The following is a 10787-nucleotide window of genomic DNA, read 5'->3' as shown; positions in this document are numbered from 1 at the left end:
CCGCCATGTCAAGCACTCCTGGTAAGACTGCGGCCCTCCTCTGCGCGGTGGCGGCCCTGGTTGCGGGCGGGCTGGAGGAGGCCGTCCGGTTTTTCCTGGGCGAAGTCGCGCCCGTCCTCACCCTTGCCGCCGGGACGGCCTGCGCCGCCGCGCTCGGCGCGCTGGCCGGGCGCGTCCTTTTCGCCCGGCCACCGGGTGAGGCCCTGCCACCGGAGATTCCCGAGCCGTCGGTCCCGGCCGGACCACCTCCCGCCGGGCATGACCACCTGCCGCGGCTGTCGCAGGCCCTGGCCACGGCCGCGCGCCAGCCGGGAGCGGCCCTGGGCGACCTGTTTTCCGGCCTGAGCGCAGCCAAGGCCAAGGCCGAGAACGCCGTCAGGGCCTCCGGGGAGTCCCTGGGCCCCGTGGAGCAGGCGGCAGGCGTCCTGCTGGCCTGCAGGGAGTCCCTGTCCGGGCTGGCCTTGGCCATGGAGCGCATCCTGTCCGGGACAACCAGCGCATCGGCCAAGCTCACCGTCATCGCCGGAAGCGCCGAGCAGGCCCAGACCCTGGTGGCGGGCATGGCGGCCATGGCCGAACAGACCAACCTGCTTTCGCTCAACGCATCCATCGAGGCCGAGAAGGCAGGGGAGCACGGACGAGGATTCGCCGTGGTGGCCCGCGAGGTGCGACGCCTGGCCGACACCGCCGGGATCGGCGCGGAGGACATCGAGCGACTGGTCAGCCGCATGCGCCAGGCCGTGGCCGCCGAGGTCATGGAGATGGACACCTTCGCCCGGGAGACCGGCGCGGGCGAGCGCAAGCTGCGCGAGGCCCAGGCGTCGTTGGACCAGGCGGTCAAGTCCCTGGATGAACTGGCCCCCCGCCTGTCCGAGGCCGGAGGCTACGCCCGGGGAGTGCCCGGCGAACTGGAAAAACTCCAGGGCACGGCCAGGGCCATGGCCTTCTCCCTGGACGCCCTGGCCTCTCTGGCCGAAGATGTCGTCCGCGCCGCCCAAGGCCTGGCGGACGTCGAACCCGAAACAAAGGACGGCCGCTCATGATCGCCTGGTGGCGCGACCTCAAGCTGAGTTCCAAGCTCGCCCTGTGCGGCCTGAGCTTCCTGGTTCCAATCGTTCTGCTGCTGGCCCTGCTGCTCGGGCAGATGTCCAAGGAGATCTGCCTGACCCGGGTGGAGGCCCAGGGCATAAGCGTCATCGAGCCCATGGAGGATGTCACCGAGGGCGTGGCCGAGCACCTGCGGCTGGTTCTCGGGCGTATGTCCGGAGAGGACGTCGATGCCCGGCTCGCCCAACTCGACGCGTCGCTCCACGGCCGCTGGAACGAGATGGTCCTGCGCCTGACCAGGGAAGCCCCCGCCCTGGGCCTGGAACCGGCCGTTCTGGCCCCCAAGGGACTGGCCCATCTGGAGCCCCAGGCGTTCATCAAGAGTCTCAAGGACATCTTCGATCGCAAACCGGCCACGCCCGAAGAGGCCGTGGCCTTGCACATGAAGTTCCAGGTGCTGCTGGCGGAGATGCGCGATTACGTGGCCGACTCGGCCCAACTGGTGCTGGACCCGGAGCTGTCCACCTACTATCTGATGTACCTGCTGGTCTTCGACATCCCCAGGGCTCAGGAGCGCCTGGGCATTCTGTACTCCTCCGGCTTCATCGCCCTGGCCGGACTCCCGACCGCCGACGCGGAGCGGGCCAAGATGGAACAGGTCAGCGCCGCCTGGGAACAGTCCGTGGTGGACCGGCTGCTGGACAAGCTGACCAAGGCGCAACGGGCCTTGGGAGGGGACAGGCTCTCTTCGCTGCCCAAGGCGGTGCAGGCATACGCGGACGCCTCCCGCACATTTCTGCACATGGCCCAGGCCGTCAGCCGCAAGGACCCGTCCGTGACCCTGCAAGCCTACCTCAAGGCGGGGCAGGAGGCCCGCGACACCGGAGCCTCGCTGTGGGACCAATGCTATCCCGTGTTCACGGATCTTCTCAATAACCGGACCATGGCCCTCAAGACCCGCGTGGCCATGGTGCTGGCCGTGAGCCTGGCCTCAGTGGCCCTGGCGGCGATCCTCTCCTGGACCATCGTCACCGCCGTCACCAGGCCCCTGGCCCGAGTGGCCCGCATCGCCACCACCATCGCGGCGGGAAAGGTGCGCGAGGCCGCGGCCCTGCTCGAGCGCTCCTGCCCCTCCGGCAGCTGCACCCGCGAAAGGCTCCTGGCGGGCAGCCGGTCGCGCTCCGAGACCAGCCAGCTCTATTCCGCCGTGGCGGTCATGATCCATGGCCTGGAGGAGCTTCTGGGCGCGGTGAACTCCACCGGCGGCCAGCTGCAGGCGTCTGCCGGGCGCATCGCGGCCACGGCCCGGCAGATCGAGGCCGCGGCCACCCAGCAGGCCGCCTCCACCGTGGAGGTCGGGGCCACCAGCAAGCAGATCTCGGCCACGGCCGGGGAGCTGGCCGACACCATGGCCGAGGTGCTGGGCGTGGCCAACCGCAGCTCGTCCCTGGCCGAGGAAGGCCGCGAAAGCCTGGCCCGCATGGGGCAGGCCATGGACGACCTCTCCGGGGCCAGCCGGGAGATGACCGCCAAGCTCACGCTCATCAAGGAAAAGACCTCCGGCATCGGCCAATTGCTCTCCACCATCGCCAAGGTGGCCGCCCAGACGAACCTGCTCTCGCTCAATGCGGCCATCGAGGCCGAAAAAGCCGGAGAGTTCGGCCCCGGATTCGCCGTGGTGGCCCGCGAGATTCGCCGCCTCGCCGACCAGACAGCAGCAGCAGCCCTGGACATCGAGCGCACCATCCGCGACATGCAGGCGTCGGTCCAGTCCGGTTCGGCGGCCATGGAGGGCTTCGCCTCCCTGGCCGGGCAGGCGTCGGACACCTCGCGCGGGGTCAACGCCAAGCTCGGCCGCATCCTCGAGGCGGGCGAGGAGCTCACGCCCAGGTTCTCGAGCGTCACCGGGGGCATGCGCCTGCAGGCCGAGGGCGCGGACCAGATCAGCGTGGTCATCGCCCAGTTGGCCGACAGCGCCGGGCAGACCCGCGACTCCCTGGCCGAGTTCAGGCAGGCCGCCGAGGAGCTGACCACCACGGCGGCCGGGCTCAAGGAGCTCATCACCCGCTTCGACCTGGGATAACACGGCATGCTCCATGTGACCTTCAAGGCCGCCGGGGCCCGTTTCGCCCTCCCCGCCCGGGACGTGGAGGAGATCACCCCCCTGGTGGAGCTGGCCCCCCTACCGGGAGCGCCCCCTTACGTGGCAGGGCTCATGAACCACCGGGGCGCGAGCCTGCCCGTGGCGGACATGACCGTTCTGCTGGCCGGGCGTCCCTCGCGGCCCTTCGCCTCCACGCGCATCCTGGTGGGCATGGCCGCTCCGGGCCTGGCCGTCGGCCTCATGGCCGAGCGGGTGCTCAAGACGTTGGACCTCGACCCGGCCGCCCTGGTCCCGCCCGGAGCTCCGGCCGCGCCATACGTGGCGGGCGTCGTGACCGACGAAGGCCAGGTGGTGCAGGTGCTGACCCTTGGCGCGGTGCTCCCGCCCGAACTGCTGGCGAGCCTCAAGGCCGCCCTGGAGGCCGCATGAACCAGTTCGAACGCGCGGCCTCGCTGTGCGGGCTCGATCCCATGGCGGTGGGGGCGGCCAATATCCGTCGCGCCTTCGTGCGCGGGGCCGCTCGCCTGGGTCTCGACGCGCATGCCTACCTTTCACGGCTCGACGCCGACGCCGGGGAGCGCCGCCTTCTGGCCGGGGAAGCCGTGGTGCAGGAGACCTGGCTCTTCCGCGATCCTGACACCTTCGCCCAACTGGCCGGCATGGCCGCCGCCCTGCCCAGGCCCGTGCGCGCGCTCTGCGTCCCCTGTGCCACCGGCGAGGAACCGGCGTCCATGGCCATCACCTTCCTGGAAGCGGGCCTTGCGCCGGAGGAATTCCTCATCGACGCCGTGGACGCCAGCCCCGAGGCCCTGGACAAGGCCCGCACCGGACGGTTCGGCCCCGCCAGCCTGCGGGGGGCGCTCAAGGACCACGGCGGGCATCTTGTCGTGGAGGACGGAGGCGCGCGCCTCTCGCCCGAGGCGCTCTCGCGCATCCGGTTCATCGAGGCCGACGCGGTGGGCGATTCGTTTCTGGCAGGCGAGCCGCCCTATCAGGTGGTATTCTGCAGGCACCTGCTCATCTACCTGGCCCCGCCCGCGCGTCTGGCCCTGGCGCGCAACCTGTCGCGCCTCACGGGCGCGCGCGGCGCGTTCTTCGCAAGTCCCGCCGAGGCGGGCGCGTTTTTAAGCCTGGGGCTCACGCCCTATGCATCCGGTCCGGCCACGGCCGCGGGCACCGTCGCTCCGGCCACCGGGACCGCCCAGGTCCACGCCTCGCGCGACGCTTGCGCCCCGGCCGCGCCGCCACGGGCCCGCTCCGGTTCCGCTCCCGCCCCCCCCCCTGAACCGGTCCACCCGGCCGTTCCGGCAGCCCCGGCTGGCGATCCGGCCCGAAAGGCCCGGGAGCTGGCCGATTCCGGCGACCTGGACGGAGCCCTGGCCCTGATCGAGCAGGCCGTGTCCCAGGCAGGTCCGAGCGCCCAGCTGTTCCAGCTCAAGGCGGCGGCCCTCCTGGCGAAGGGGCGCGAGGACGAGGCCGAGGAGGCCCTGCGCCGGGCCCTGTACCTGGACCCCGCCCACCCGGAGGCCCTGGCCCATCTTGAACTGTTGCACCGCGCCAGGGGCCGAGAGGACGAGGCCGAGCTCGTGGCGGCCCGCGCCCGGCGCACCGGGCGTAATGGAGAGTCCAGGCCGTGAACGGTTCCGACGCCCACGCGGCAAAAATCCTCTTCGACCGGGAGGTCTCGGCCGAGACCATCGCAGAATGGACCGCCCAGACCGCGGCGCCCAAGCCCGCCCGCCAGGCCGCCCGCCAGGGGGCGCTTCTGGTGCGGGCCGGAAAGGAATGGATCGCCCTGCCCACGGCCATCGTGGAGTCGGCCCGCCCGGCCGGTCCGGTGCACTCGGTTCCGCACATGACCTCGCAGGCTTTTCTGGGGCTGGCCAACGTGGACGGCGAGCTTCTGCCCTGCGTGTCCCTGGCGGCCCTGGCCGGAGGCGAGCCGGAGTCCGTCCCTGCCCGCGCCCGGCTCATCACCGTGAACGTGCCCGAGGGGCGCTTCGCCCTGTTGGCCGATGAGGCCCTGGGCACGTGCGGGTTCGATCCGGAGGCCGCGTCCCCGCCGCCGGACACCGTGGCCCGCTCGCCACACCCTCTGGTGACGGCCATGGCCGAGCTCGAAGGGCGCACCGCCGGGATCGTCGACACCGAAAGCCTCGGCCGGGCCCTGGCCAGGAGCCTCAGGCCATGACCCCGGAACTGGCCGATCTCTCCCTGCTCGAGCTCTTCGCCATGGAGCTCCAGATGCACCGCCAGTCCATCGAGGACGGCCTCGTGGCCCTGGAGGCGGACCCGAGCCCCGAGCGCATGGAGCCCCTCATGCGCGCCGCCCATTCCATCAAGGGCGCGGCCCGCATCGTGAACCTGCCCCAGGCGGTGGAGCTGGCCCACGCCATGGAGGACGTCTTCCAGGCGTTCCAGAAAGGGACGCTTGCTCCCTGCCCGGCCCACGTGGACGCCCTTCTCGCGGCCAACGACTTCTTCGGACGCCTCGGCGCGGCCAGGCCCGCCGAGATGCCCGGCCTGCTGGAAGCCTCGGCCTCCGAGGCGGCCCGCCTGGCCCGCAACCTGCGCGACGCCGGGGAGCAGCAGGCCGGAGCCGAGCCCTGCGGCACTGTGACGTCCGGTTCCGCAGATGCGGCAGATTCGGCCGGGCCAACATCCTTGAGCACCGAGACGCCCGGCGGGACCGGAACGGCCACCCCGGGTGCGGAAAGCATTGCGTACCGTCCCGCCTCGCCGGACCAGGCAGGCCAGCCCGCCCCCCCCGGCACGGAGGCATCCGCGGAGCCCCAAGACGGCGTGGTGCGCCTCTCGGCCGCCCTGGTGGGGCGGCTCATGGGCCTGGCCGGGCAGTGCGTGGTGGAGGCCGGTGCTCTCGGACGCATCTTCACCCGCATGCGCGGCGGCAGGCGCGACCTCATGGACCTGGTGGACACCCTGGCCGAGCTGCGCTCCCAGGCCGCCGGGGACGAAACGTCCGTGCGGGCCGAGGCTGCCCTGGCCCTGACCGCCAAGATCATGGAGTCGTTCGGTTCCACCCTGGCGTCCATGGACGCCCTCACCCAGCGCTTGGAATCGCTTTCGGACCGCCTCTACGGGCAGGTGCTGGGCAGCCGCATGCGGCCCTTCGGCGAGGGCGCGCGCCCCCTGCCCAGGCTGGTGCGCGACCTCTCGCGCGAGCTCGGCAAGAAGGTCCGCTTCACCCTGGACGGCTCCAAGGCCGCCGTCGACCGAGACATTTTGGACAAGCTCGAGGCCCCGCTCATGCACCTGGCGCGAAACGCAGTGGACCACGGCATCGAGCCGCCGGCCGAGCGCGAGGCCCTTGGAAAATCCGCCCAGGGCCGCATCACGCTCTGCGCGCGCCACGTCTCCGGCACCCTGGAGGTCCGCCTGGCCGACGACGGCCGGGGCGTCGACCCCGAGGTCCTGCGCGAGGCCGTGGCCCGCAAGGGGCTGGCCCGCAAGGACGTGGCCGCGCGCCTGAGCGCCCCGGAACTGTTCGAATTCCTGTTCCTGCCCGGCTTCACCACGGCCCAGGCCCTGACCCAGGTCTCCGGGAGGGGCGTAGGCCTGGACGCGGTCCGGTCCATGGTCCAGGAGGTGGGCGGAACGGTCATGGTGGAGTCCGCCCCGGGCAAGGGCACGGCTTTCGTCATGCGCCTGCCCGTGAGCCGTTCGGTGATCCGCGCCCTGGTGGTCCAGGTTGGCGGCGAGCCCTACGCCCTGCCGCTCTCGGGAATCGGGCGCGTGGTGGCGGCCGAGTCGCAGGACCTGCGCACCGTGGAGGGGCGCCAATTCCTCACCCTGGACGGAGCCCACGTGGGCCTTGCCCCGGCCTCCCAGATACTGGGCAGGCCCCCCGCACCGGTACCCGGCGAGGAGCTTCCCGTGGTGGTCCTGGAGAGCGGGGCCGCCCGCTTCGGGCTGGCCGTGGAGGCGTTCCTCGGCGAGACCGACCTGGTGGTCCACCCCCTGGACGCAAGGCTCGGCAAGGTGCCGGGCGTGGCCGCGGCGTCCATCCTGGACGACGGCTCGCCGGTGCTCATCCTGGACGTCGCCGACCTGGCTCGCGCCCTCGAGGCCCTGCTGGACGAGGGCCGCCTGGCGGGAGTGGGCGCGGGCGGGGCGGCGGTCCCGGCGAAACGGGTCAAAAGAATCCTCGTGGTCGACGACTCCCTTACCGTGCGCGAGGTGGAGCGCCAGCTGCTGGCCGGGCGCGGCTACCTGACCGACACCGCCGTGGACGGCTCCGAAGGGCTGGCCCTGGCCCGCACCGGAGGCTACGACCTGGTCGTGACCGACGTGGACATGCCCCGCATGACCGGCATCGAGCTCACCCGGCGCATCAAGGCCGACCCGGACCTTTCGCGCACGCCGGTGATGATCGTCTCCTACAAGGACCGCCAGGAAGACCGCCTGGCCGGGCTCGAGGCCGGCGCCGACTACTACCTGGCCAAATCGGGCTTCCACGACGAAGCGCTGCTGGCGGCCGTGTCAGACCTCATCGGGGAGCCGTGATGGAGGCGGTCTGCTGCCTGAACACGCCGGTGCTGGCCATCGGCGCGTCAACCGGAGGCCCCAAGGCCGTGGCCGAACTGCTCGCGGGGCTGCCGTCCGACCTGCGCGCCGCCATACTGGTGGTGCAGCACCTAGACCAGACCTTCAGCCGCAACCTGGCCGAATGGCTGGCCACCCAGACCAGCTTCCCCGTCTCCCTGGCCCAGGACGGGGACCGGCTCAAGCCCGGGCGCGTCTACGTGGCCAGGGGCGGCGACCATCTGGTGCTCTCGCCCGTGCACACCCTGCTCTACAGCCCGGAGCCCTCGGGCACGCCCTACCGCCCGTCCATCGACACCCTCTTCGAGAGCCTGGCCGAGTCGCGCATTCCCAGGGGCGTGGCCGTGCTGCTCACCGGCATGGGCAGCGACGGGGCCAAGGGGCTTTTGCGCCTCAAGGAGGCCGGCTGGCTGACCATCGCCCAAGATCAGGGCAGCAGCGCCATCTACGGCATGCCCAAGGCCGCCCGGGACCTCGGCGCCGCCCAGTTGGTGCTGCCCCTTTCCGCCATCGCGGCCCAGGCCGCCAGACACCTGCGCCCGCATGGATAAGGCACGCGCCATGACCGCATCTTCCGATCCCGCCAATCCCAGCGTCACCGTCCTTCTGGTGGACGACCAGGCCATGGTGGCCGAGGCCGTGCGCCGCATGCTGGCCCCCGAGTCCGACATCGCCTTCCACAGCGTGCAGGATCCGGCCAAGGCCCTGCCCGAGGCATTGGCCCACGCGCCCACGGTGGTCCTTCTGGACCTGGTGATGCCGGACATCGACGGCCTGACCCTGGTGCGGTATTTCCGCGCCCACCCCAAGCTCAAGGACCTGCCCCTGGTGGTGCTCTCCACCCGGGAAGACCCCGAGACCAAGGCCCAGGCGTTCGCCCTGGGGGCCAACGACTACCTGGTGAAGCTGCCCGACCGGGTGGAGCTGGTGGCCCGCATCCGCCACCACTCCCAAGGCTACACGCGCCTTCTGGAACGCAACCGGGCCTACCAGGAGCTGGCCCGCCAGCTTGACCAGGCCGCGCAGTACGTGCGCAACCTCCTGCCCCGCCCCGTGGAGGACGGCCCCGTGCGCACCCAGTGGCTCTTCGAACCCTCGGCCCAGCTTGGCGGGGACGCTCTGGGCTACCACTGGGTCGACGAGAACCGCTTCGCCTTCTACCTGCTGGACGTGTGCGACCACGGCGTGGGACCGGCCCTGCTGTCGGTTTCGGCGCTCAACGTGCTGCGCTCCCAGACCCTGCCGGGGGTGGACTTCGCCTCGCCCAGCCAGGTCATGGCCGGACTCAACGCCGTGTTCCAGATGCCCCTGCAGAACGACCTCTACTTCACCATCTTCTACGGCGTGTACGACACCCGCACTCGCAGGCTGCGCTTCGCCTCGGCCGGGCACCCGCCGCCCATCCTGTTCCAGGCGGGCGGCGATGTCGCTGAGCTGCGCTGCCAGAGCATCTTCATCGGGGCCATGCCCGACGTGGCCTACAAGGAATCCGAGATCGCCGTGGAAAGCCCGGCCCGACTGCTGGTGTTCTCCGACGGGGCCTACGAGATACGCCGCCCAAGCGGCGGCATGTGGAGCTACGAGGAGTTCAAGGACTACGCCGTGTCGCAATCCGGCGGCCAAGGGCCGGAACTCGACTCCATGCTGGCCCACGTGCGCTCACTGCTGGGCAGGGACACCCTGGACGACGACCTGTCCATGCTGAAGATCACCCTTTCGTGAGGCGTGCAGCCTGGTTGCTGGCTTGTTCTTTTTTTCTCAAGAACTGTAGCACCGTTTATTGCATCGTAGCACGGACTGCATTATCCGACCCCATCTGGGCCAGCGAGAGGCGTTTTCCACGCCGAAACGTCCTGCTGCGTGCGACACCACCCCCGCCCCAAGAGCTTCTTGCGGGACTTGTGCGCCAAGTCACAATTTCCGCTGGCAAATACATTTCACTTCTGCTAAGGTCCCGCCCAGCCTGGAAGTGTCAGGTCCATTGACTTTGGATCTTCGCCGGCGCGGCATCTGTGGGGGAAGCCGCTTCCGGTTTGCAGTGGGGCCTTATCAACACAACCGACCAGCCAACCTGTAACGATTTGGGAGGTCCGTATGCGCGTATCCATTGGTCTCGCCAAGGACGACGCCGAAAAACGTCTGGAAGAAAAGGGCGTCTCCCGCCGCGACTTCATGAAGTTTTGCGCGGCGGTGGCAACCGCTCTTGGCATGGGCCCCGGCGCCGCGGCTGATGTGGCCGCTGCCCTGACCGCCAAGAAGCGCCCCAGCGTCGTCTACCTGCACGGCGCCGAATGCACCGGCTGCTCCGAAGCCGTGCTGCGCACCTATGAGCCCTTCATCGACGCCCTGATCCTCGACACCATCAGCCTGGACTACCATGAGACCATCATGGCCGCCGCAGGCGAAGCCGCCGAGAAGGCTCTGCATGACGCCATCAATTCCCCCGATGGCTTCATCCTCGTGCAGGAAGGCGCCATCCCCACCGTTGAAAACGGCGCTTGGGGCAAGGTGGGCGGCCACACCATGGCCGACAACCTGAAGATGGCCGCCGAGAAGGCCAAGGCCATCATCGCCATCGGCGCGTGCGCCACCTTCGGCGGCGTCCAGGCCGCCAAGCCCAACCCCTCCCAGGCCGTCTCCGTGAGCAAGTTCCTGAACCGCACGGACGTGATCAACATCGCCGGCTGCCCGCCCAACCCCATCAACTTCGTGGGCGCGGTCGTGGCCTTCCTCAAGGGCGACAAGATCGAACTCGACTCCAACCAGCGTCCCAAGGTTTTCTACGGCAAGCTGGTGCACGATCAGTGCCCGCGCCTGAAGCACTTCGACGCCGGCGAATTTGCCAAGAGCTTCGACTCCGAGGAAGCAAAGAAAGGCTACTGCCTCTATGAGCTCGGCTGCCGCGGGCCCGAGACGTACAACAACTGCCCCAAGGTGCTCTTCAACTCGACCAACTGGCCCGTTCAGGCTGGCCACCCCTGCATCGGGTGCTCCGAGCCCAACTTCTGGGACTCCATGTCCCCGTTCTACGTCGGCCGTTAGTCTGGTCCGCAAGTAGCCCGAACCGCAGCAC

At 70.2% G+C, this 10787-nt stretch carries 9 protein-coding genes; all 9 read left to right on the top strand.

Annotated features, from left to right (window positions below; genetic code table 11):
* Positions 1-5: 5 nt before the first annotated feature.
* The 9 genes from ML540_RS02880 (at position 6) to ML540_RS02835 (ending at position 10756) form a co-directional block, all read left to right on the top strand.
* Positions 6-1043 (top strand): methyl-accepting chemotaxis protein, encoded by a 1038-nt coding sequence (locus tag ML540_RS02880; protein ID WP_243358407.1) that lies wholly within the window; start codon positions 6-8, stop codon positions 1041-1043.
* A complete protein-coding gene (locus ML540_RS02875) occupies positions 1040-3130 on the top strand; it encodes a methyl-accepting chemotaxis protein (protein WP_243358405.1) in 2091 nt (696 codons plus the stop codon). The genes ML540_RS02880 and ML540_RS02875 overlap by 4 nt, the downstream gene beginning before the upstream one ends.
* Before the next feature lie 6 nt (positions 3131-3136).
* The gene (locus ML540_RS02870; RefSeq protein ID WP_243358403.1) at positions 3137-3580 is read left to right on the top strand and encodes a chemotaxis protein CheW; all 444 of its coding nucleotides are present in this window, start codon (positions 3137-3139) and stop codon (positions 3578-3580) included.
* Positions 3577-4788 (top strand): CheR family methyltransferase, encoded by a 1212-nt coding sequence (locus ML540_RS02865; RefSeq protein ID WP_243358402.1) that lies wholly within the window; start codon positions 3577-3579, stop codon positions 4786-4788. Before ML540_RS02870 ends, ML540_RS02865 begins: the two co-directional genes overlap by 4 nt.
* Entirely contained in the window at positions 4785-5342 is a 558-nt protein-coding gene (locus ML540_RS02860) for a chemotaxis protein CheW (protein ID WP_243358401.1), read from the top strand. The genes ML540_RS02865 and ML540_RS02860 overlap by 4 nt, the downstream gene beginning before the upstream one ends.
* Positions 5339-7675 carry a hybrid sensor histidine kinase/response regulator gene (locus tag ML540_RS02855; protein ID WP_243358400.1) on the top strand — a complete coding sequence of 779 codons (2337 nt, stop codon included), beginning with the start codon at positions 5339-5341 and terminating at the stop codon, positions 7673-7675. The genes ML540_RS02860 and ML540_RS02855 overlap by 4 nt, the downstream gene beginning before the upstream one ends.
* On the top strand, positions 7675-8265 hold the full coding sequence (locus ML540_RS02850) for a CheB methylesterase domain-containing protein (RefSeq protein WP_243358399.1): 591 nt from the start codon (positions 7675-7677) through the stop codon (positions 8263-8265). The genes ML540_RS02855 and ML540_RS02850 overlap by 1 nt, the downstream gene beginning before the upstream one ends.
* Positions 8258-9436 (top strand): fused response regulator/phosphatase, encoded by a 1179-nt coding sequence (locus ML540_RS17740; RefSeq protein WP_279343206.1) that lies wholly within the window; start codon positions 8258-8260, stop codon positions 9434-9436. The genes ML540_RS02850 and ML540_RS17740 overlap by 8 nt, the downstream gene beginning before the upstream one ends.
* A gap of 372 nt (positions 9437-9808) precedes the next feature.
* Positions 9809-10756 (top strand): hydrogenase small subunit, encoded by a 948-nt coding sequence (locus ML540_RS02835; protein WP_243358398.1) that lies wholly within the window; start codon positions 9809-9811, stop codon positions 10754-10756.
* The last annotated feature ends 31 nt before the right edge of the window (positions 10757-10787 follow it).

This window comes from Fundidesulfovibrio terrae (genome assembly GCF_022808915.1).
In the GTDB taxonomy this organism is placed as follows: Bacteria; Desulfobacterota; Desulfovibrionia; order Desulfovibrionales; family Desulfovibrionaceae; genus Fundidesulfovibrio; species Fundidesulfovibrio terrae.
This window is presented reverse-complemented; position numbering and strand designations above follow the sequence as displayed.

Excerpts from the sequence above, each read along its gene's own strand:
- ML540_RS02880 (WP_243358407.1), top strand. The coding sequence starts at position 6 with ATGTCAAGCACTCCTGGTAAGACTGCGGCCCTCCTCTGCGCGGTGGCG.
- ML540_RS02875 (WP_243358405.1), top strand. The coding sequence starts at position 1,040 with ATGATCGCCTGGTGGCGCGACCTCAAGCTGAGTTCCAAGCTCGCCCTG.
- ML540_RS02870 (WP_243358403.1), top strand. The coding sequence starts at position 3,137 with ATGCTCCATGTGACCTTCAAGGCCGCCGGGGCCCGTTTCGCCCTCCCC.
- ML540_RS02865 (WP_243358402.1), top strand. The coding sequence starts at position 3,577 with ATGAACCAGTTCGAACGCGCGGCCTCGCTGTGCGGGCTCGATCCCATG.
- ML540_RS02855 (WP_243358400.1), top strand. The coding sequence starts at position 5,339 with ATGACCCCGGAACTGGCCGATCTCTCCCTGCTCGAGCTCTTCGCCATG.
- ML540_RS02850 (WP_243358399.1), top strand. The coding sequence starts at position 7,675 with ATGGAGGCGGTCTGCTGCCTGAACACGCCGGTGCTGGCCATCGGCGCG.
- ML540_RS17740 (WP_279343206.1), top strand. The coding sequence starts at position 8,258 with ATGGATAAGGCACGCGCCATGACCGCATCTTCCGATCCCGCCAATCCC.
- ML540_RS02835 (WP_243358398.1), top strand. The coding sequence starts at position 9,809 with ATGCGCGTATCCATTGGTCTCGCCAAGGACGACGCCGAAAAACGTCTG.